The organism is Bradyrhizobium sp. USDA 3315 (assembly GCF_054056795.1).
Window position 1 is genome coordinate 5,024,901 of sequence record NZ_JBSRYP010000001.1, and the last position, 21,729, is coordinate 5,046,629.

12 protein-coding genes and 11 pseudogenes are annotated in these 21,729 nt (G+C 60.4%); 14 read left to right on the forward strand and 9 right to left on the reverse strand.

Annotated elements, in window-relative coordinates; all coding sequences use genetic code 11:
* Positions 1–176 precede the first annotated feature (176 nt).
* Positions 177–653, forward strand: coding sequence for a papain-like cysteine protease family protein (locus ACVIYL_RS23190; protein WP_456779916.1), 477 nt, complete (start codon positions 177–179; stop codon positions 651–653).
* A gap of 273 nt (positions 654–926) precedes the next feature.
* Here the strand turns inward: ACVIYL_RS23190 and ACVIYL_RS23195 are convergent, their stop codons facing one another.
* Positions 927–2,276, reverse strand: a complete 1,350-nt coding sequence (locus tag ACVIYL_RS23195; protein ID WP_253605578.1) for an IS701 family transposase — start codon at positions 2,274–2,276, stop codon at positions 927–929.
* A gap of 113 nt (positions 2,277–2,389) precedes the next feature.
* On the opposite strand from ACVIYL_RS23195, the pseudogene ACVIYL_RS23200 reads away from it, so the two are divergent.
* Positions 2,390–3,460 (forward strand): annotated as a pseudogene (locus tag ACVIYL_RS23200) (IS630 family transposase).
* Positions 3,461–3,570: 110 nt separating this feature from the next.
* Here the strand turns inward: ACVIYL_RS23200 and ACVIYL_RS23205 are convergent.
* Positions 3,571–3,875 (reverse strand): annotated as a pseudogene (locus tag ACVIYL_RS23205) (integrase core domain-containing protein); the annotation flags it as partial.
* Between ACVIYL_RS23205 and ACVIYL_RS23210 the strand changes: the two are divergent.
* The 3 genes and pseudogenes from ACVIYL_RS23210 to ACVIYL_RS23220 form a co-directional block, all read left to right on the forward strand.
* Positions 3,874–4,612, forward strand: a pseudogene (locus ACVIYL_RS23210) (ISNCY family transposase); the annotation flags it as partial. The pseudogenes ACVIYL_RS23205 and ACVIYL_RS23210 overlap by 2 nt on opposite strands.
* Before the next feature lie 369 nt (positions 4,613–4,981).
* A complete protein-coding gene (locus tag ACVIYL_RS23215) occupies positions 4,982–6,025 on the forward strand; it encodes an IS110 family RNA-guided transposase (RefSeq protein WP_456779917.1) in 1,044 nt (347 codons plus the stop codon).
* 653 nt (positions 6,026–6,678) lie between these two features.
* Positions 6,679–8,025 (forward strand): annotated as a pseudogene (locus ACVIYL_RS23220) (IS5 family transposase).
* A 153-nt stretch (positions 8,026–8,178) separates the two neighbouring features.
* On the opposite strand, the gene ACVIYL_RS23225 reads toward ACVIYL_RS23220, so the two are convergent.
* On the reverse strand, positions 8,179–10,095 hold the full coding sequence (locus tag ACVIYL_RS23225; protein WP_456779918.1) for an F-box protein: 1,917 nt from the start codon (positions 10,093–10,095) through the stop codon (positions 8,179–8,181).
* A gap of 672 nt (positions 10,096–10,767) precedes the next feature.
* On the opposite strand from ACVIYL_RS23225, the pseudogene ACVIYL_RS23230 reads away from it, so the two are divergent.
* A pseudogene (locus ACVIYL_RS23230) lies at positions 10,768–12,712 on the forward strand (AAA family ATPase); the annotation flags it as partial.
* A gap of 129 nt (positions 12,713–12,841) precedes the next feature.
* Positions 12,842–12,907 (forward strand): annotated as a pseudogene (locus ACVIYL_RS23235) (DNA-binding protein); the annotation flags it as partial.
* 14 nt (positions 12,908–12,921) lie between these two features.
* Here ACVIYL_RS23235 and ACVIYL_RS23240 read toward each other — a convergent pair.
* The 4 genes and pseudogenes from ACVIYL_RS23240 to ACVIYL_RS23255 form a co-directional block, all read right to left on the reverse strand.
* Positions 12,922–13,262 (reverse strand): annotated as a pseudogene (locus tag ACVIYL_RS23240) (transposase); the annotation flags it as partial.
* 62 nt (positions 13,263–13,324) lie between these two features.
* Positions 13,325–13,456 (reverse strand): annotated as a pseudogene (locus ACVIYL_RS23245) (integrase); the annotation flags it as partial.
* 53 nt (positions 13,457–13,509) lie between these two features.
* Positions 13,510–13,746 (reverse strand): annotated as a pseudogene (locus ACVIYL_RS23250) (tyrosine-type recombinase/integrase); the annotation flags it as partial.
* 394 nt (positions 13,747–14,140) lie between these two features.
* A complete protein-coding gene (locus ACVIYL_RS23255) occupies positions 14,141–14,368 on the reverse strand; it encodes a hypothetical protein (protein WP_456779919.1) in 228 nt (75 codons plus the stop codon).
* Between ACVIYL_RS23255 and ACVIYL_RS23260 the strand changes: the two genes are divergently transcribed.
* Complete coding sequence (locus ACVIYL_RS23260) at positions 14,255–14,503, forward strand: hypothetical protein (RefSeq protein WP_456781982.1); 249 nt, start codon at positions 14,255–14,257, stop codon at positions 14,501–14,503. The genes ACVIYL_RS23255 and ACVIYL_RS23260 overlap by 114 nt on opposite strands.
* A 265-nt stretch (positions 14,504–14,768) precedes the next feature.
* Here the strand turns inward: ACVIYL_RS23260 and ACVIYL_RS23265 are convergent.
* A pseudogene (locus ACVIYL_RS23265) lies at positions 14,769–14,892 on the reverse strand (IS481 family transposase); the annotation flags it as partial.
* A 1,252-nt stretch (positions 14,893–16,144) separates the two neighbouring features.
* Here ACVIYL_RS23265 and xopAG point away from each other — a divergent pair.
* Together xopAG and ACVIYL_RS23275 are read left to right on the forward strand one after the other, a co-directional pair.
* Entirely contained in the window at positions 16,145–17,716 is a 1,572-nt protein-coding gene (gene xopAG / locus ACVIYL_RS23270) for a XopAG/AvrGf1 family type III secretion system effector (RefSeq protein ID WP_456779920.1), read from the forward strand.
* 401 nt (positions 17,717–18,117) lie between these two features.
* Positions 18,118–18,393, forward strand: a complete 276-nt coding sequence (locus ACVIYL_RS23275; protein WP_456779921.1) for a hypothetical protein — start codon at positions 18,118–18,120, stop codon at positions 18,391–18,393.
* Between the two features lie 116 nt (positions 18,394–18,509).
* Here ACVIYL_RS23275 and ACVIYL_RS23280 read toward each other — a convergent pair.
* Positions 18,510–19,097 (reverse strand): annotated as a pseudogene (locus tag ACVIYL_RS23280) (integrase core domain-containing protein); the annotation flags it as partial.
* A 51-nt stretch (positions 19,098–19,148) separates the two neighbouring features.
* Between ACVIYL_RS23280 and tnpA the strand changes: the two are divergent.
* The 4 genes from tnpA to tnpC all read left to right on the forward strand — a co-directional run bounded on the left by tnpA (position 19,149) and on the right by tnpC (position 21,640).
* The gene (gene tnpA, locus ACVIYL_RS23285) at positions 19,149–19,571 is read left to right on the forward strand and encodes an IS66-like element accessory protein TnpA (RefSeq protein ID WP_456779922.1); all 423 of its coding nucleotides are present in this window, start codon (positions 19,149–19,151) and stop codon (positions 19,569–19,571) included.
* Positions 19,568–19,921, forward strand: coding sequence for an IS66 family insertion sequence element accessory protein TnpB (gene tnpB / locus ACVIYL_RS23290; RefSeq protein ID WP_456779923.1), 354 nt, complete (start codon positions 19,568–19,570; stop codon positions 19,919–19,921). The genes tnpA and tnpB overlap by 4 nt, the downstream gene beginning before the upstream one ends.
* Positions 19,922–19,990: 69 nt before the next feature.
* Positions 19,991–20,182 (forward strand): hypothetical protein, encoded by a 192-nt coding sequence (locus ACVIYL_RS23295; protein ID WP_456779924.1) that lies wholly within the window; start codon positions 19,991–19,993, stop codon positions 20,180–20,182.
* A complete protein-coding gene (gene tnpC, locus ACVIYL_RS23300) occupies positions 20,183–21,640 on the forward strand; it encodes an IS66 family transposase (protein WP_456779925.1) in 1,458 nt (485 codons plus the stop codon).
* Positions 21,641–21,729: the final 89 nt, after the last annotated feature.

A 21,729-nucleotide genomic window follows, 5' to 3' on the forward strand; every position in this document is an offset into this window, starting at 1 on the left:
CTCGGTCGGTTCGGCGATCATCGAGCGTTGGCACGAGTGCGCTCTGGCAAATGGGGTTAAAGTGCGGATGTCGTCGGCGGACTTGGAGATAGCTGCGATCAGCCGTTCGGCACGCCATTTGCTTGGCTCAGGCTAGATCACCGTCAATGTAGGGGATGGAGGTGCGAGACATACGATTGGATGTTCCGCTTGTCGGCCAACAGCATGGCTATGATGGGCAACCGAGCATGCGACGAGATTATTGCGGGAACATGCGGCTGCACGGGGAATACGCTTGTTGGTATGCTTCCGCTTGTATGGTGTCCTACTTCTTTCGCACGGGGCCTCGCCTTGGTTTGTCTACGCTTTGGCGGCCCGACTTAGGCCTCAACCTTCGCGAGTTTGACTTTTTGGCGCGCAGCGAAGGATTAGAGAGGCTCGTAGAGCCACTTGACGGATTTACGCGCGATTTCATCGTTGAGACGTTGGAGACACGAGGGCCGATCTGGGCCGCGCTGGTTCTGCCGTCAGGGGATTCGCATGTAATCGTGTTGACCGGTCTGGTCGCAAACACACTGTACTACAATGACCCTTGGGAGCCAGCGCGCAAGGAAATTGACTTCTCTGTTTTTCGGTTTGACGAGCTTTTCGTCAAGAATCGCGATGAGCTGTGAACGCCCCGGCGGGCCTAATCCTTGCGTCGATTGCGCATAGCCCTGCATCAGAAAGTACTCAGCAATCGAGGGAGCCTTCGGCTAGCTGTTCCTTGGCCGGAAAGCCTATCACGAACCGCCGACCGGCCGTCGAAGAGGGATTTCTAAGGTACTTTGAGGCCCGCCTCGTCGGGCGGGATCAAGGCGGCGGATGAGTGCGGCGGCCAAGGAGGCGACCGATCTCGGATGAGGCGCTAGCACTACTTTGGCAGATTGTGTTTTCGCCGCTGTTTTTCACGGATCTGCTTTCGGCAATATGGGCACTGCTGAGACGGCGGCCGAAGGATGAGATCGACGATGGCGTGACGTACGGCTGGCATGGTTGGCTGAGGCGGAGGCCCGTTGATTCTTTTTTTTCCGCCCCGCGTATGCGAGGCGACGATGTTGCAGGAAGGCGTAGGCAATCATTGTCATCAAGGCGTGGCGATGAAGACCTTGCCATGATCGCCCTTCGAAGTGATCAAGTCCAAGTTCCTCCTTCAACTGCTGATGCGCCTGCTCACAAATCCACCGTGCCTTGATGGTGGCGGCCAGCGTGCGCAGATCCGTCGCCGCCGGAAGGTTGGCCAGATAGTATTTCTTCTCCCCGGACGCACGTTGCTCGCCAATGAGCCAGGCTTCGTCGCCTGGGAGATGCTGCTGACCTTTATCCCATATCCGCTGCGGAGGGCCGTCGGCGGTCCGGACACGGAGAGCAGCAAATTGGGCTTTAAGCCGACCTTTCGTCCCGCTACGCCAACTCACGGTTTTCCATTTGGCGCTGGCGAGCATTTGTTCTGCGGCAATCGATAAGATATCGGGCACGTGGTGCTTTCGTGGTTTTCCGCGGACTTTGGTAATCGGCCAAATGAGCTTCACATCGACCGGATACACTTTCTGGTGCCGAGGGATGCCGACAGCCCAGGTCAGCCCGCGCTCTGTTAGCCCTTGTCGAAACGGTGCGCTGAGGCCGTATCCTGCATCCGCCAGCACACATCCAAAGCGCACGTTGGCTGCCATCGCGCGGTCAATCTCGGCTAGAGCAATCTCGGGCTTGGACCGTGCCGTTCGATGTTCGACTGGCACGCGAGCGCGCTTCAAACGAGATATGTCGCTTGTCCAACTGTCAGGCAGAAAGAGACGTAACGCGACCATCACGGGCACTTCGCCGCGAGCAAGCGTCAAAGACACCAGCGTTTGGCAATTTGCCGTTTTACCGAGAGCCGACGCGTATTGAGCCGCAACACCGACCGAGCGCTCACCCTTCTTGGGAAGTGAGGTGTCATCAATAACCAGCACCGCATCCCTGCCGCCGACAAGTCGGTCCGCCTGGTTGAGCAGCTCTGTCTCCAGCGGCGTCGCGTCCCAGACACCGTCCGCAATGAAATGGTGCAACTGGTCGTAGTTGCTCGTGGCAAGGCGTTCCGCCATCGGCTGAACGCTCTTGCGATCGCCCGGACCGATCAATCCCGCAACATACAGAGGACACATCCGCTGCCGGGTCTTATGACCCAGCCGGTCCAAGAACGGCATCAGCCAGCGTTCGAGTTCGTCTTCCCATCCGGGCATGGTCAGCCCTCCCAGAGCCGACCACCCATGAATCATTGAAAAATTGATTCGGGAATCCTATAATACCAATCCGCTGAGGTGCTGACTCACGGCGGGCATTCCCAAATCAGAAGATCGATGATTCAACATGGCAACTGGAGGGAGTTGCCATGGGCCAGCCGATTGCGGTTCGAACGGATTTTGCAGCGGTTGAGGTGCGCCGGCTCGCGCGGCGGGCGAAGGACAGCGATCAGGTTCGGCGGCCTTCTGGCGATCGCTGCGGTGCTCGATGGCGCATCGCGGGCGGAGGCCGCCAAGGTCGGCGGGATGGACCGGCAGACGCTTCGCGACTGGGTGATCAGGTTCAACGACCAAGGGCCTGATGGCCTGATCAATGTTCCCGCGCCAGGTGCGCCGGCGAAGCTCAACACGGAGCACCGGGCGTTTCTGGCGCGGATCGTGGACGAAGGGCCGACCCCGCCCATCCATGGCGTGGTGCGCTGGCGGGCCTGTGACCTGATCATGCGGCTGCATGAGGAGTTCGGCATCTCGGTATCAGACGATACGGTCTATCGAGCCCTCAAGGACCTCGGCTTCTCACACGTCAGCGCCCGGCCGAGAGCGTACAAGCAGGATCCCGAGGCGATCGAGGCATTTAAAAAAAATTCCACGCCCGCGTGGACGAAATCCGCAGCAGCCTTGCGCCGGACACGCCGGTAGAGGTGTGGTTTCAGGATGAGATGCGGGTGGGGCAGAAGAACAAGCTCACCTATCGCTGGGCCAGAAAAGGATCGCGGCCGCGGGCCGCTCACGACCAGCGCACGCAATCGACCTACCTGTTCGGTGCCGTGTGCCCGGAGCTCGGAACCGGCGCGGCACTGGTTCTGCCCTTCTGCAACAGCGAGGCCATGCAGCTTCATCTCAACGAGATCGCAAGTAAGGTAAGCCCTGGCGCCCACGCCATCCTCATCCTCGATCAGGCCGGGTGGCACGGAGCGAAGGAGCTGAAGATCCCGCACAACATCTCGCTGATGCCGTTGCCGCCGCGTTCGCCCGAGCTGAACAGCCAGGAGAATATCTGGCAGTTCATGCGCCAAAATTGGCTGTCAAACCGCGTCTTCAAATCCTATGACAACATTGTCGATCACTGCTGTTACGCCTGGAACACTCTCATCGATCAGCCGTGGAAGATCATGTCAATCGGGCTCCGCGATTGGGCTTACATCGGTCGATCAATTTGAGGATTGGTATAAAACGCGGCAAAATCAACAATCTGCCAAAGTAGTGCTAGTGTCCGTCGTCAGATAATTTGAGACTGATCAGGCTTTTCGAGAAGGGAGGCTCTGGCTCATCAGGGGTTAGAGTTTATGCCTGCCTGCAGTTGATGCTGCAAGCGGCGGTTCGCGATGGTGTCGCGCTTGATGCGTTTGCGTTCTGCGAGGATCACCCCAGCCCTGCCGAAGTAGACATCGGCAGGCGTGAGGTTATCGATGCTCTCATGGCAGCGGACGTGATTGTAGTGTTCGACGAAGGCCCGGATCTGTCGTTCGAGGTCGCCGGGCAGGTGGTAGTTGTCGAGCAGAATGCGGTTCTTGAGGGTCTGGTGCCATTTCGTTGGGTCTGGGGATGATACGGAGCGCCGCGCACATGTTGCATGCCTGGGCGGCGGCGAACAGGCGGCAATCGACTTTGCATGACGACGCGGAAGGAACTGACAAGAGCTGTTGGCGAGCGTTACAGATCGTCAGACCGCGCGGAGAAGGCGCGCATTCTGGATGAATTCGTCGTCATCACGGGTCTCCATCGCAAGCACGCCATGAGGCTCCTTCGCACCCCTGGAGGCGGAAAAACGGCCCGCCGTGCGCGGCGGCGGATTTATGACGAAGCGGAGCTAAATGCCCTCATGCTGCTTTGGGAGGCCTCGGACCGAGTTTGCAGCAAGCGGTTGAAGGCGCTTCTTCCGGTGCTGATCGAGACGATGGAACGACATGGTCATCTTAGCCTTGCGCCCGAAATCCGCACCAAGCTGCTGGCGATGAGCGCAGCGACGATCGATCGGGCGCTGCGACCGATCCGGGAGGGATCGGGACCTCGGCGCCGTCGGCCGGCGGCAAACGCGCTGCGACACAGCATTCCAATAAGCACATCGGCTGATTGGGAAGACCCGGCGCCTGGCCACGATGAGGCCGATCTTGTCGCTCACAGTGGCCCGTCAGCGCGCGGCAGTTTCATTCAGACGCTGGTGCTGACCGAACTGCGCAAGCAGCTTCCGTTCCCACTTCTCGGCCTGGACACGGACAACGACACGGTCTTTATGAATGAGACGCTGAAACGTGTTGCGATCGGGCAAGTATTTTTTTACGCGCTGCCGGCCGTACCGCAAGAACGATCAGGATATCCTGACAAACTTCTGAGAACGCTCCAGCGCCGTCTTAAATCATGGCGCAGCGAGCGGGCCAACGCGCTCCTGTTCAGCACCACGAATACGGCACGGCGAATTAGTGATGAAGCGGCGACGCAATGAGGCAAACGATGCCCGGAGGAGGCCCGTCGTTACGCAATCTGACAGCTCCACGACCGGCCTCCTCCTCTATTCGGTCCGGGAGCAAAATAGGTGAGGCAACGACTGGGCCTTCGGGAACATCGCTACATGAGGCAATACGCGCTCTCATCCTGATTGATGTGGTGGAACGGCCCGCTCCGACTGCATCATCGTGCTAAAACGTGGTCGTTGTTCGAACTCCACAAGGAGGGGCCGTTCCATGAAACAGGTTAGCACCATCGGATTGGATTTGGCGAAGCACAGTTTTCAAGTTCACGGCGCGGGTGGCGATGGCTCACCGGTGTTCAACCGGAGACTACGGCGCAGCGAGGTGCTGCATTTCTTCTCGAAGCAGCCAGCCTGCCTTGTGGGAATAGAAGCCTGTGGCAGCGCTCATTATTGGGCACGAGAGATTGCAACTCTCGGCCATGAAGTGCGGCTGATCCCACCAGCTTACGTCAAACCGTTTGTGAAGCGTGGAAAAACGGATGCGGCGGATGCCGAGGCCATCAGCGAGGCTGTGACTCGCAAGACCATGCGCTTCGTTCCGATCAAAACGGCTGAGCAACAAGCCGCAATGATGGTCCTGAAGAGTCGCGCACTTCTGGTGAAGCAGCAAACGCAGACGATCAACGCCCTGCGCTCGCATCTGGCCGAGTTGGGCATCATTGCCGCCGCTGGCCGAACAAAGGTCGAGGCGTTGGTTGCAATCGTACGGGATGTAGCAGATATCCGCTTGCCTGCGGCAGCGCGCGTTGCCCTGACGGCAGTTGCCGATCAAATCGAGGCTCAGGCGGACCAGATTGACAAGCTCGAGCGAGCCATTGTTGCGGCGGCAAAGACCGACAAGGACATGCGCCGACTGACTATGATCCCCGGCATTGGGGCCATTACAGCAGCGACCATCAAGGCGCTGGTGCCAGATCCCGGCGGCTTCAAATCCGCTCGTCACTTTGCTGCTTGGCTGGGACTGACGCCGCGACAGCATTCGAGTGGGGGCAAGGAGCGGATGGGACGCATCTCGAAGATGGGAAACCCCGAACTTCGGAGCCTCCTCGTTCTTGGGGCGACATCCGTCCTGCGAATTGCCCGGAAGGCCGATCGGACGCGGCCATGGTTGAAGGCGCTGCTCGCCAGACGTCCGTACAAGGTGGCGGCGGTCGCGCTGGCCAACAAGACAGCGCGAATTTCTTGGGCGCTCTTGAACAAGGGCGGGATTTACCGGTGTCCGGACACGCTAGCGACGACTACGGCTGCCGCTTGATGAATACAGCGGCTGTCAAAGAGATCTGACCGGCGCGGGCCGGCAGAGGGCAAGGAGCAATAACAGGCGATGAACCCACGGGACGAAATCCCGGCGTGAGTGAGGCTGGCGCGACAATGCGCTTCAAGCGCGTCTGATTGATTTAGCCCCTTGTGTCGCGGACTTCATCGAGGCCAGCGGTCATGCGCCGCGCTTTACAGGCCGTATACATGACCGCACCGCTCCCATGTGTGAAGTCGACTGAGAAAGTTCTTGCGCCCGCGGGCCGTTCCATACATGTCGCGCTATAGCCAAGCCTGTTTGAGGCGCAACGGCGTGCGGGCGGCTCCTCCAGCCGTCCGCACGTTACTCATGGCATGACTTGAATTGCGCAATCAACCCGGGCGCGGTGAATCGTTGCGTGTCGGAGCTACCCTTTCCAAGTATGGAGATCCTGGTCCCCGTCCAGGATCATGCCTGCCCCAGCTTTGTAAGGACTCTACCGGAGTCGGCTGTGAACAAGCCTGTAAGCGATTGAGCGGGAGTCTGTTTTTGGGATTTGACGTCGTTTGAGATTGCAGGGATTTGAGGCTTGGGCGCCGCAAACCTTGCAATTTCGTTTTGTGGATTCCTCTCCGTTGTGAACCGTGCTTCTGTGGCGCATCGGAGGGACGATGCGACCGAAGAAGCACAAGACGACGGGATCGAACGATCTGTTCCGGGCACGGCTGGACCAGATCATCAACATGAAGCACGAGCTGGTTCTGCTTGCCGGCAAGATCGACCGGGAATGGATCGACGCCGAGATCGCCCCGCTCTACAGCGAGAACGGCAGGCCGGGGATCGAGACCCGCTTCATGATCGGGCTGTTGTTGCTCAAGCACATTTACGGACTGTCCGATGAGGGGGTGTGCGAGCGCTGGGTGCACGATCCGTACTTCCAGTTCTTCACCGGCTAAGAGTTTTTCCAGCACGTTTTCCCGCACGAGCGTTCGGACCTGAGCCATTGGCGCAAGCGGCTCGGCGACAAGCTGGAGCGGTTGTTGGCCGAGAGTCTTCGGGTGGCGCACGAGGCCGGTGCGTTACGCAGCCAGGACCTCAAGCGGGTCACGGTCGACACCACAGTGCAACCGAAGGCGATCAGCTTCCCGACCGACGCTAAACTGCTGCATGCCGCGATCCGGGGGCTGAACCGCTTGGCGAGGAAGCACGGCGTCAGGCTGCGGCAATCCTGTTCTCGCGTGGCCAAAGCCGCGGCGATGATGGCGGGCCGTTACGCTCATGCCAAACAGTTCAACCGGCACCAGCGACAGCTGCGCATCCTGCGCAGCCGGCTGGGCCGGATCATCCGCGACATCCGCCGCAAGATCGAGGGCCAGCCGGCACTGGAGGAGGCGTTCGCCCTCCCGCTTGGCCGGGCCACGCAGATCCGCTCGCAGCAGCAGCGCCAGCGCGGCTGGAAGCTGTATTCCTTCTATGCCCCGGAGGTGGAGTGCATCGGCAAGGGCAAAGCGGCCGCGCCTTACGAGTTCGGGGTGAAGGCCTCCATCGTCACCAACAATCGCCGCGCTCCCGGCGGCCTGTTCGTGCTGCACGCCAAGTCATTGCCCGACAATCCGTACGACGGTCACACCTTGCGGGACGTTATTGACCGCGCCGAGACACTCACCGGCTGCACGATCGAGCGGGCTTATGTCGACAAGGGCTACCGCGGCCACGACGCGCAAAATCCCCGCCGCGTCTTCATCTCCGGCCAGAAGCGCGGCATCTTCGGCGCCATCAAGCGCGAGCTGCGCCGCCGCTCCGCCATCGAACCTATCATCGGACATCTCAAAGCCGAAGGACACCTCGGCCGGTGCTACCTCAAAGGACGCGCCGGCGATGCCGCCAACGTCGTCCTCTCAGCCGTCGGCCGCAACTTCCGTCGCATCCTCGCCTGGTTCAGAGAACTTTTGTGCCTGTTGCTGGTCTCGCTATGGCGCACACTCAATTGTCCGGCTCGGCTTAATCCGCCTTCTTAATGGCCGACTACCGGATTGGCCAAAATTTCATCGAGCGATTTGACGTAGCATTGGCGTAGCTGCACCCAAATCGTGCGTGGCGCCAAATGCGTCTGCTGGACTTTAGCCGTTCCAGAGGCCGTTGAGGCAGACCCGCAAATCGTTACATACCTCCTACGATCCCAGCGCTGCCAAGGCTCGAGCCCGATCCGCAGGCTGAGCAAGGCCTTCGGCGAGGGCAGCCAGACGCCGCTGGAGCTCGCGCGGAAGCTCCGCCACGGCCGCTCCGACGCTTCGCAAGCCCAAGATGCGGTTTGTAGGATCGGCGAGTCCCTCGGCGATGGCGACGAGGCGTTCCTGGAGCTCGCGCGAAACCGCTACCACGTGCACTCCGAGGCTTCGCAATGCCGAAACGCGATGCATGGGATCGCCGAGATTCTCGGCGAGGGTGACCAGACGCTCCTGATGATCGTGCGAAAGCCCTACCACTCCCAGTCCGAGGCCCTCCAGAGCCACGACGCGATGCGCGGGATCCCCGAGATTCTCGGCGAGGGCGACGAGGCGCTGCTGGAGCTCGCGCGAAAGCCCCGCCACGTCCACTCCCAGGCTTCGCAAGGCCCAGGCGCGATCCGCGGGGTTGTCAAGCCTCTCGGCCAGTGTGACCAGGCGCTGTTGGAGCTCGCGCGAAAGCTCCGTCACGCACAGTCCGAGGCCCTCCAGAGCGAGGACGCGATCGGCGGGCTCGTCAAGCTCCTCGGCCAGGGTGACGAGGCGCTCCTGAAGCTCGCGCGAAAGCCCTGCCATGCCCATTCCCAAGCTTCGCAAGGCTGCGGCGCGATCCCTGGGGGTGCTAAGCCGCTGAGCGAGACTGACGAGGCGCTCCTGGAGCGTAGGCTCAAGCGTTGCCACGCCCAGTCCGAGGTTCTGTGGAGCCCAGACGGTTTGCCACGGCGGGGCGAGCCCCTCGGCGAGGTCGACGAGGCGCTTCTGAAGTTCGGGCGTAAGCCCTGCCATGCCCGTCGCTAGGTATCCCAAGGCCAAAGCGAGAAGCGGTGAGTTGGTAAGCCCCTCGGCGAGGGCGACGAGGCGCTGCTGAAGCGCGGGCGCAAGCCGTCCAATATGCGCTGCGAGGCCTTCCAGGGCCCGCACGCGATCTGCAGGCTGGTCGAAATTCTCAGCAAGCCAGACGAGGCGCCGCTGGAGTGCGGGCGGAAGCCCTGTCACGCCTGCTCCCAGGTATCGCACAGCGTGCGCGCGATCCTCTGGCTCGTTGAGCTGCTCAGCGAAGGTGACCAGGCGCTGCTGAAGCGCGGGTGCCAGCCCTGCCACGCTTTCTCCGAAGTTACCCATGACCCAAACGCGAGCCGCGGGCTCGTTAAGCCGATTGGCCAAGGTGACCAGGCGCTGCTGCAGCGCGGGCGCAAGCCCTGCCACGCCCGTTCCTAGGCTCCCCAGGACGCGCACGCGATGCTCGGAATCAGCGAGCGTCCCGGCGAAATTGACGAGGCGCTCCTGCTGTCCTCTGGTCAGGCAATCGAAGTTGGGCGCTAGTGATTGGATCACGTCGGGATCTGTCAGCGCGGCAAAGCGATCTGCAACGTCTGGGCGAGGGGCCGTCAGCCTGTGCCAGACGGACTGAACCCGAATAGCTCTCTGGTGTTTTGCGTGAAGCGCCGGATCATAAAACTGCGCGGCATTCCGCAGTGTGCAATTTGTCTGCGACATTTTCAGCAGATCAATCGGGCTGAGCGGCTCGGCGATCTTGCCGAGTAAGTCCGGCGGCAGCAGATGAAGGTTCTGGCGCGGAACGTGATCCCGCAGGATCCATTTTCTACAGAACGACGCACTGGATGAGATCATCATACCGAGCCGGTTAACAAGCTTCCCGAGGTACTTGCGCCAGGGTCGATGAAGGCGATCCTCGGTGCCGTGGCTGATGCGAGAGGTGGTTGCCTCTTGCGGTTCTGAGCGCGTCTGCTCCAGGATCCCGCAGGATGACGAGCCGGCTCTTCCAAGGCCAACAGCCGGCCCGGCAGGAAACTCTTCCGCGCTATCCGCGTCGTCGGTCATAAATCCCAAGATCGGCGCCATGCAACAGTTGCCAATGCCCCGCACCATGTATCTCCTACCGAGCTGGATAGACCACCGTCGTCGCGCAGCGGAGGCGTCAGCTACCGCAAACCGCTGCAAGCGGGGGCGCAAAAATAACGTTAAACGCGGCCTGGATTTCTAGTTTGACTGATTTTCAGCTGGGCCGGTCGCAGTCCGTGGCGGAAAAATGACCTCGAAGGTCCGAGAAAATGGGCACAACCATTGCAAGCCACTTTTGGATCGCAATGCTCTGTCCGAGTCGAGATGCGAAGAGGTTGGTTCGACCATTACTTTTTCAAGGTGCATTGTCCCGTCCCGATTAGAGGAATATCGGTCGCCTCGGGCTTAAGCCGCCAAGTATGGCTTGTCTCGGAGGGAGCCCACTCATGTCGACATGGATTCGAGCAGCAAGACGCGAAGCGGGGCGACCACCGCGGACGGCCCATTTTCCCACCCATGTATGTGACAGATACCGAGCCCTTGTGACGAGAACAAATAGCTGCTCGTTATGAAGCAATATGTGATGCCTATGTCTGGTAAGAAGAGATGCAGACTCCTCGGATCGGAGTCTCATCCTCTGCAGCTGATCGCAAGGGTCATATTACAGGCTCGCAGAGGCCGTCCCCGTGCCAATCGAGAGTGAGCGCTGAAGCAAATTGCAGCATTCTGCGCGCGAGAGAGACAATGCTGTCCGGCGAGCAGGCCGATGCGCTGGCGCATGTCACGGACGGGCGCGATCTTTCGCTCGTCGTCGGCTACGCCGGAACGGGAAAGAGCGCGATGCTGGGCGTTGCGCGGGAGGCGTGGCAGGCGGCGGGCTACGAGGTCCGCGGTGTGGCGCTGTCTGGCATCGCGGCGGAAAATCTCGAAGTCGGATCGGGCATCGCGTCGCGCACCATCGCCAGCCTGGAACATGGCTGGGGACAGGGGCGCGACCTGCTCACGTCACGCGATGTTCTGGTCATCGACGAGGCGGGTATGGTCGGCACGCGGCAGTTGGAACGCGTGCTGTCGCACGCCGCCGAGGTGGGGGCCAAGGTGGTGCTGGTCGGCGATCCGCAGCAGTTGCAATCCATCGAGGCCGGCGCGGCGTTTCGGTCGATTCACGAACGTCACGGTGGTGCGGAAATCGGTGACGTGCGCCGCCAGCGCGAGGCCTGGCAGCGCGAGGCCACCCGCGATCTGGCAACTGGCAGAACCGGCAACGCACTTGAGGCCTACCGCTCCCGCGACATGGTGCATGTCGCCGAAACCCGCGACCAGGCACGCGGCGATCTGATCGAGCGCTGGGACCGCGAGCGGCAGGCATCGCCCGACAAGAGTCGCATCATCCTCACCCACACCAACGACGAAGTGCGCGCCCTCAACGAGGCGGCGCGCGCGAAGATGCGGACGGCGGGCGATCTGGGGGACGAGGCGCGCGTCACGGTCGAACGCGGCGAGCGCCACTTTGCCAGCGGGGATCGCGTCATGTTCCTGCAAAACGAACGCGGCCTTGGCGTCAAGAACGGCACGCTCGGGACCATCGAGCAGGTTAGCCCGTAGAGCATGAGCGCGCGCACCGATGACGGCCGCTCCGTCGTCTTCGACCTCAAGGATTACAATCGCATCGACCACGGCTATGCGGCGACGATCCACAAGGCCCAGGGCATGACGGTGGACCGCACCCATGTGCTGGCGACGCCGGGCATGGACGCGCACGGCAGCTATGTCGCCCTGTCCCGCCACCGCGACGGCATGGACCTGCATTATGGCCGCGACGATTTTGCCAATCAGGACAAGCTTGTCCGTACGCTGTCGCGCGATCGCGCCAAGGACATGGCCTCGGATTACGAACCGGCACAGAGCTACGCCGAGCGGCGCGGCATCACCTTCCGCGAGCGGGTCGCCGAGATCGTCAGGAAGATTGTGCCGGAGAAGGTACGCACCATGTTCGGCGGGTTGCGTCTGCCCGCAGAGGCCGCGCCCGGCGACAATACCATGCCGCAGCCCGGACGGGACGACGCCAAAGCCGATCCGCCGGAAAGAATGGTGGCGGAAGCCCCGGAAGCGGGGCTACGGAAGGCCCGCACCGATGCGCTTGTGCGTCGTTGACGCGATCCTCAGCGGCGGTCATCCCGACGGCAAGGGCAGCTCCGAACAGATGCGCAAACTGACCGACGCCCGCAAAGCCTTCGAGAAGGTGCGACCCCATGGCTGGCGCGATGCGGAAGCTGCCTATGTCAAGAACCCGGAGCTTGTCCACGATACGGCGAGCGGCCGAGTCGCCCGCGCTGTGCGGGCCCTCCAGCTCGAAACCGAAATTCGCACCGGACGGGATGTCGATCCGGCCAACAATCCCAGCCGCCGCGCCGACCGCTTCGTGGAGCGCTGGCAGAAACTCGACCAGACCAGCCAGCGCCAGTACAGGGACGGAGACATGTCCGGCTACAAGGCCACGCGGGCGCAGATGGGCGACATGGCGAAGAGTCTCGAACGCGACCCGCAGCTTGAATCCTTGCTCGCCAACCGTAAGCAGCAACTTGGCATCCCGTTCGAATCGGGCCGACGTCTCGGCGCGGAACTCGCCTTCACGCACGGCATCGATCTCGGCAGGGGCCGGGGCATCGGAATCTAAACCCGTCCGATGTGCCGCCGTCTCTCCGCTACTGGCCGACGGCGTCCTGCCCCCTCTTGCGCGCCTGTAACAGTCTGTCCTGTCTGGTCCCAACCACTATCAGACAAGCCAGCAGGAGGCAGGCCAACCATGCACGAACCGGAGCGTATCATCCGTCTCAAAACCGTTCTTGCCCGCACCGGCCTGTCCCGCTCGGAACCATGCTCGACTCATACTCGCGCGCGATATTCTTCACCATTAGCCATGATCGCCCAAGCGATCCGGGCAGTTTTGTGAGCAAGGGCCACCGTCACCACGTTGAAGGGACGCCTGTCCAACAACTCTGTTATCCAGGTATTTGTCACCTGATGGATACGGACGCGATGAACGGCTGATCTGGCGCCATGTACCAACAGTTTTCGAATATATCCGTCACCCCGCTTACTAATGCCGCCCAAACGCTCCTTGCCCCCGTCGAGTGCTGCTTCGGTACCAACCCAAGCCAGGCTGCAAAATGCCTGGCCGAAGCGAACTGTTGTGGATGGTCGACAGACGCCGCCAGGGCGGTGGCAGCGTCGTGGCGGAGCTCTCATGACCGAGCCATAGGGCGATGACGCTGATATCGACGCCGGACTGCAGGAGATGCATCGCCGTGGTGTGGCGGATGGTGTGAGGCGATATCGAGCGGCGCGCGAGTAGCGGATAACGTTCTGCGGCGGCCGATACCGCAAGTGCAAGGCGTTGGGTGACGTTTGAACGCGCCATGCACGCTCCGCCCGATTCGGAAACAGGAAGTCCTGCTCGCCCGTTCCGTTCAACCGGCGCTTCCAATTGCGGATCATCTTCGTGGTCGTACGCCAGAGCGGCACACTGCGGTCTTTGCGCCCCTTGCCATGCAGGTGCGCAACCGCTGTGCCGTCAACGACGACATCGCCGACGCGCAGGCCGAGGGCTTCGGACACGCGGGCGCCGGTGTTGTACATCAGGCTGAACAGTGCGCGATCTCGCTCACCTGCCCAAGTCTGCGTATCCGGCGCGTCAAGGATCGCTTGCATCTCCTCGCGTGACAGAAATCCCAGAACCGGCCGGTCGAACCGTTCCGTCGGAATGGCCAGCACCTGTTCGATGACGAGGAGCGCGGTCAGGTCATAGTGGGCGGCATACTTCAGGAAGGAGCGAAGCGCCGCCAGGCGGGTGTTGCGCGTGCGCGCACCGTTACTCCGCTCCTTCTCTAGATGGTCGAGAAAGTCCAGGATCAACTGCGCATCGAGGTCAGCCAAGATCAGCCGGGTGGGCTCCTTGCCGATCTGCGCCGCGGCGAAGCCAAGCAACAATCGGAATGTGTCCCGCTAGGCGGCGATGGTGCGAGGGCTGACGGCTCGCTGATTGCCCAGATGCTCGACAAAAACGCGTTGAAGCATGGTGGGGAAGGACGGTGCCGGGTTGGGATCAGACATGATGCCCCCCTCCGACGTGTGCTGCGAAAAGCTCGAAACGTTTGCTGGAGACCGCCATGAGTTCTGGGACGCCGGTCAGGTACCAATAGTTATCGGAGATCTTGGCATGGCCGACGTAGGTCGAGAGCGCCGCCATGGCGTTGTCGATATCGGCGTCATGCTCGTGCCAGAGCTGAACGCGGCGGCGGATGAAGGTGTGGCGCAGGTCATGGATGCGCACCTCGCCATGGCCGCCCCGCGCGATCCAACCGAGGTCGGTGCGAAGCTTCTGGAAAACCTTATGATTCTCCGCTTCGCGATGAAACCGCCCGTTGAGGACAGGAACAGCGGTGAGTCCTTGGAGAGCGCACCGTGACGCGCCCGAACCGCCAGATAGCGCCGCAGCGCGGCGACGACGGTGGCGTGTAATGCCCCAAGGACAACTTCGAGATTGCTAGCGCCTTCGTCCCCGGCAAGGACGCTTGTTCCGCCGAAGGCAGATCTGGTTGGTTTAGGTTCATGCGGTGCGCGCGTGCCTGGAGTTCAGCGTCATCGGTCCAGATGGCATGGAGGATGACAGCCGTTCTGCGAGCGACGGCAACCTTAGCCTCTTTGGCGTCGATGCGTTTGGCCAGCTTGCATGACCGCGTCAGATGCGGGATTGTCGGTCGCAGAGCCTAGCAGGCAATCGTCGAGCGGCAGCATCGCGTGCCGCCGGAAAGTGACGACGATTGCCTCGTCCTCGATCGAATGGACAGTCGACTTGGCCCCTAGACTTCGCCTGGCGCCGCGATGCTCGGGCCGAGCGGCGTTGTCGCTCGCGGCACTCGAGTTGCGAGGGTTGTGATGGCGTCTGCGGCAGGCACGGTGATCGAGATTACCATTAGCTAGGCACGGGCCCAAGAATCGGGGTCCATTTAAACCATCACTGGATGAAACGAGGGCTCAGACCATAGGTGTTGAATATCGCTTCATAACAAACATCTATTTGTGCTGGCCGTGGGAGAGGAGCACAGGAGATTCGAATGCGGCGGATGGCCGGTCGCTCTTCGAGCTTTGGGATGTATCATCGAAAAGCATGTGCTATCGCTTGTGCTCAAGCTTCTTTCTTGGAAGAGATAGCGCTAGCCGCGAAAATCCCTTGGATGCGCCTCGCGCGCTTACGATGGATGTAGTAGCGTGCTCAAGATCGCCATTGTGCATCAAAGATCACAACCGGCGCATTCGCGCTTGTATTGGAGGCGCGTTATGACTGGCGTCAGCGGGCTTGGGAATCGCATTTGGCGATTTGCAGACGACAGCGCTGAAGGCGCGGCCAAGTCTCACACAGACGGCGTTTCTGGTGAGGGCGGCCAAACGAACGGTTCTGTCCTTGGGCGGATGGGGTCTGAGCCTCAAGATTTAGAGACTTGCTCTGCTCGCGCCCCTATCGCCGATATGGCTGCGCAGCGCGGGCATGGTGGAAGCTCCGAGATCCTGTGTAGATCTTATCGTCATGCACCAAGTCGGGCAGAGGGCTTGTCGCGTTCTGGCGGCGAGCACTGGCGGAGCGATCGAGCGGCCGGAAGCTCGCGAACAGAGGCGCTCCCGCCACATAGGTGTTCCGCGTCCGACCTGACTGCCAGGCCAGGAAAATGGCGCGTCGAGGACGCCGTCCAAGGTGCAAGCTTAGAGCGCTCCTATGGATCTTCGAGCGCACTGATATGACGCTACGGGACATTGATCAAGCTCGCGATGTCTATGGATTCTCAGGTGCGGTGGTGAACTATGCCAGTCAGTTGCGAATGCCAGACAAGGCAACGTTCCTGCAAAAGGCCGCCGCTGATTTCCGATGCAGATTTGTCGCGCGCTTGGAGGAAAGTATCCGCGCTGGTGAATCATAGAGCTACGCCAAGACATGCAACGCGGTGAGCGGAGAGGCTGGCGGTCGGGAAGGCATGGAAGCTTGCAAGACGCCCTAACAGTTGCCGAGTGACAATTCAGTGGCAGGCGGTTCGTCTACTAAAGGTAATAGGAAGTGCGTATCACAAATAATAGATTGGGAACGGTGTTTCAGGCGGCGCAACGCACCGAGATCGCATCACAGGGCTTGATGGTTATGCCGCACTGCGCCAAGTCGAATACGACTCCATCGACCAAGTGTCTTGCCACTCAACAGGTCACTTCTGGTCTTCGTGCGTCAAATCAGCTCTCGAAATCCAGTGGCGAAGAGCAAACACGCGGAAGCGGCAACTCGCCCGGCTTGGCCCTTCGCGTGATGAAGTACGCCTTTGGCGCGGTCGGGGCGGTCTATCTTTATGACAAAATGGCCAACGACTTCTTCCTCTCCACTACGTCTTTGCACGACGGAAAAGGGGGATTTAGTAGCGACGCCAGACTTACCAAGGCCGAAAAACAAGCGGAAAAATACTATCAAGTTCATTGCAGCCTTTCCGATGAAGAGAAGAATCATATTGCCAGCCAGGTTAAAGTCCCTGGAATCGTTGGAGCTAACAAGTTCGCATCCATGATGGACTATCGTGCGGCCACCAAGGTTCACATGAAGAACCTAGTAAATACGGAGCAGGCACACGGCTCCATCATGCAAAATATCAAGTGCCTCAAAGGGCGTGAGGTGACAATTCAGGGTGTCTCAAAACATGCCCCGACGATGGTGCCGGACAGTTTAGATTTGACGGGTTCGTCAGAATACCTCAGGAAAAACAAGTACTCGCTGTCGGGTGTTGAAAATGTCGAAACCGGTTCGACCGGTTATGCATCCAGAACGATAACGAAGCCGTTCATTGAGAGAGGGGCGGATCATTTCATCGCAGAAATTAAAAGCGACAGATCTCTTTCACCCAAGCAGGCCGTCGAGGCACTGGAAGCCCACCTCAATAGCGACAGACGCCTTGGTGACAGCGCTCAGCTTGTCGCAGGCCAAGCCTTTTTGATTTTCAGCCGGGTCTATGAGAGCAACTGGGGAACTGCACACAAAGTTCTGATGCCTTATCTTCATGAAAAGGGATGGCTGTCTCTTGCGGAAAATGAGAAAATGAAGAGAACGAGGCCATTTGCTCGGGAAGATATGGAAAAGGGCTTGCTCAGGAGAAACACCAGCGTGCTGGGCCCATTTTTTCATGATGCGCACGTCCGTGTCCATAGCGCAGTTTCTGAAATGGGGCTGGTGCCACCAAAAGACTTTTCGGATAGGGAAGTCAGAGAAATGAGATACCTTCCGATAGCTCATTTTAGACTGAATGATAGCGGAGATGGATTTGAAGATTGCTCAGGTTTAAGCGACTCGTTCACGTCTTTCAACGTTGCCGTTTGCATCAATCACGCGAGAATGATGAATGGCGACGAGCGTTTGTCAAAGAATGATGTGGCGGTACTTGTTGGTTGTCTGAATGCGCTTTTTGATAGTGCGAGCGGGGTGAGGCATACACTACAGGAGAACGCGAGAGGATGCTTTGCCGGGGCTGGATACACAACCGAAGACGCGGACGACTTCTACAGAACTGTATGCAACAATGCGTCTAATGAGTTTTATGGTGGCAAAGCCAGATACCGTGGCGTGCTCGGCCCGACTCAAGGTCGTTCGCATTGACGCCGGTCGCTTCGGACATACGTGCACCAATTCTCGCCAGGAAGAGCAGAAAGGCCTGGTCGAGCCATAGTACATTGAGGCGGCAATGCCTTCGCGCCGGCACAGCTCGGAGATATTCTCCTCAACTCCTTCTATCGTGTATCCTTTTGCTGTTCAAAGGAGAGACTTATGCGGTGTAGTCCCAGCAAGCCTGTCGGTCTTTCATATCAAATGCCGCCGCCAGATGCCGAGCTCAGCGCTCGCGCTCCAGCCTCGTCGAGCGTTGAGTCACGCAAGCCATTTAGAATTCCACCGACAACAATACCGAAGAAAATACCTGACCAAAATCCGCCAACACTTGTATATGACAAGATTGAGCCCTCTAGATTTCGCACCTCATCCGATACATCTGGGTTGGAGGGATGCGACTTGACCGGGTTTCACGGTTTAAGCTTGTCTGGAATCGCCGGAGGCATGCTCCGGTCGTCGGACGCATTCTACGCCCGGACGTCGACACCACCATCGTTGCGATCTGGCCCAAGCTCGAAGTCATCGCCCTCGCGCCGCAACCACTCGGCAGCGAGCGCTTAACTGCCTCCAATGGATTGCGTCCAGCTTTTCTGGTTGACCGAAGGATAGTTGACGAACCGCTGATCGAAGAACGTGCCGTCTTCTGGCAGGCGTTGACCTGCCCCTGAGTATTTCCTCCAGATGGAGTTAGAGTCCGGCCTGAGCAAGGACGGACAGATGAAGCGAGCAAGGTTCACGGAAGAGCAGATTATCGCGGTGTTGAAGGTGACCTGCCACTGAACTTTCATCCAGCGGCAGTTAGAGTCTCGGTGGTTTGTACGCCAAGTGGCGCGGGTGGAGCAACGGACGATCGGCGGAGCTGGTCGGGGTTGCGCAGCCGAGCGTCCGTTGCGGTGAGAGTGGCGGCGTAGGCCGCGGGCGTGAGGTATTGCAGCGAGGAATGAGGTCGCTCGCCATTGTAGTCGGCGACCCATGCCGCGAGTTTGGTCCTGGTGTCGTTGAGATCGAAGAACAGCGTCTCATTGAGGAGCTCGTCGCGCATCCGGCCGTTAAAGCTCTCGACGAAGCCGTTCTGCATCGGTTTGCCCGGTGCGATGAAGTGCCAGTCGATGCCGGTTTCCTTGCACCAGGCGAGCATGGCGTTGCAGGTGAGCTCGGTGCCGTTGTCGGAGACGATCAGGCCGGGTTTGCCGCGGCGAGCGACAATCGTCGTCAGTTCCCGCGCCACACGCCGGCCCGAGATCGATGTGTCAGGAATGGCGCCCAGACATTCCTTGGTGACATCGTCGACGATGTTGAGGATGCGGAAGCGTCGTCCATTGGCGAACTGGTCGTGGACGAAGTGTAAGCGCTTAGCCGGAACCCTTGCTTCGGGATCTGGATAGCTGTGCGAAGAAGCCTCCGGCTTGGACGGAGGTTTGGGATGGGATTGGACAGCAAAAAGGACGTCCATTTAGGTGGCTCATCGGCGGGGTCGGTGAGTCGGCTGGAAGTTCTTGAAGGACCGTCGGGGCGCCGCGTGCGTTCGGAAGCTGAGAGAGCTCGGATCGTCGCCGAGAGTCTGTTACCCGGTGCTCAGGTGTCCGAGGTGGCGCGCAAGCACGGAGCGACGCGCTGGCAGATCTACGATTGGCGACGGCGGTTTCGGCAGCGAGGCATGTTGCCGCCGTGCGAGGCGTCCCCGCCGACATTCGCGCCGCTGGTCGTGGAAGGTGCGTTGGAGGAGCATCAGGCTCCGGCGATCAAGCTTGAGATCGCGATCGGTGATGTCGTGCTGCGGACGGATACGGCCATTGATGCCGAACAGCTATCCCGGGTGATCCGTGCGGTGCGAGCGTCACGATGATCGCGGCCGGAGCTGATCTGAAGATTTACGTTGCCACGCGGCCGATCGACTTCCGCTGTGGCTACGATGGGCTTGCGACGAAGGTGCAGGAGATGCTTCATCTCGACCCGTTTAGCGGAGCAGCCTTCGTGTTCCGCTCGAAACGAGCGGACCGGATCAAGATTTTGGTCTGGGATCGAACAGGCCTGGTGTTGGTGCACAAGCGCCTCGAAGGTTGCAAGTTTGTTTGGCCAACGATCACGAACGGCGTGATGCGGATGTCGCCGGCGATGTTCGCGGCCTTGTTCGAGGGGCTGGATTGGAGATTGGTCCGCCCGGAAGAAGCACGGCGCCCGCAGGCGGCGGGATAACTGCGGCAGAATGACTCGGCAGCTATTTTGAACGTGGCACGCGCGGCGGCGATGTGCTCGAAATAGCGCATGAGCATCGCGGCGCTGCGCGACGAAAACGAACGCCTTAAGGCGCTTTTGGAGCGAACGCAGGCGGCCTTGAGCGAGCATCAGGGGGCTCTGGCGGCGTCGGAAGAAGCCCGACGCCGGCTGGAGATCATTCTCGGCGAATTGCGACGCGTGCGCGGCGGCGATCAGGGTGAGACTCCGCTCTCATCCTGATTGTCGCGCTATAGACGCGACAGGTTTGGCGCGAAATCCGAGAAGCTGCGACCAGATCAGTATCATTTGCCGCTCGAAGACGTGGAGATCGCGCAAGGCATGCTGGATGCCGCGCAGGAGAGAGCCGAGGCGGTGATCCAGGGCCGATCACGGAACGCACCAGATCATGGTTCTCATCGCAATCGCGGCTGCTTGCCTGCCCATTTGCCGCGGGTGGAGCGGATTATCGAGCCTGCGAGCACGCGCTGCCCGTGCGGTTGCGGCGCCATGACGAAGATCGGCGAGGACGTCAGCAAGCTCCTTGACGTGATCCCGGCACAATGGCGTGTGCTGGTCACACGCCGCCCAAAATACATCTGTCGCCGCTGCTCGGGCCCTGTCGTGCAGGCGCATGCACCGGAGCACGTCGTGCCCGGCGGGCTGCCGACCGAAGCGGCCATCGCGCACGTGATCGTCTCCAAGTTTGGCGATCATACGCCGTTTTACCGTCAGGCCGAGATCTATGCGCGCCAGGGGATCCGGCTGGATCGGGCGACACTGGGCAACTGGTCCGGCCGCGCCTGCTTCCATCTTCAACCCATCGCGGACCACATGCGCCGCCACCTGGCCATGGCGGATCGTCTGTTCATGGACGAGACCACGGCGCCGGTACTCGATCCGGGGCGAGGCCAAACGAAGAAAGGCTACTTCTGGGCGATCGCCTCAGACGACCGCGGCCACAGCGGTCCAAGTCCGCCGGTCGTGCTGTTCCGATATGCCCCCGGTCGCAGCGGTGCCTTTGCTGAGCAGTTGCTCGACGGTTTTGGCGGACGCTACCTGCAATGCGACGCCTATGACGGTTATGACCGGCTGACCGAAGTTGCTCGACCGCAAGGGCCATGGACGCTCGTGCATTGCTGGAGCCATTTGCGCCGGCGCTTCGTCAAATTGGTGCGCAACAGCAAGTCGCCGATCGCCGAGGCCGCCGTTCGGCACATCGCACAGCTTTACGCCATCGAAGCCATGGTGCGCGGCTCATCGCCGGACATGCGGTTGGCCGCGCGCAAGGAGCACTCGCTGCCCATGGTAGCCGCGTTTAAGTCGTGGTTCGAGAAACAGCTGTCGATGATCTCCAGCGGTTCGACGCTCGCCGAGGACATCCGCTATGCGCTCAATCATTGGCAGGGGCTGACCCGCTTCCTCGAAGACGGGCGTCTCGAGCTCGACACCAACCCGGTCGAGAACGCCATCCGGCCAGTCTGCTTGACCAGGAAAAACGGTCTCTTCGCCGGTCATGAAATCGGGGCAGAAAACTGGGCCTTGCTCGCGTCGATCGTCGCCACCTGCAAGCTCAACGACGTCAACCCGGTGGCCTACATCGCCGAAACACTCGAGGCGATCATCGACGGCCATCCCCATAGCAGAATCGGCGACCTCATGCCGTGGCGCTTCCGCAAGGCGTCAAGTCAGCCTCAATAGGGCCCCGGCTGACTTTCAATTACCCACATTTGACGTCGGATTTGAGCGAGGCTCCGCGGGCGAAATCTTGCATCGGCAGAATCTGTTGT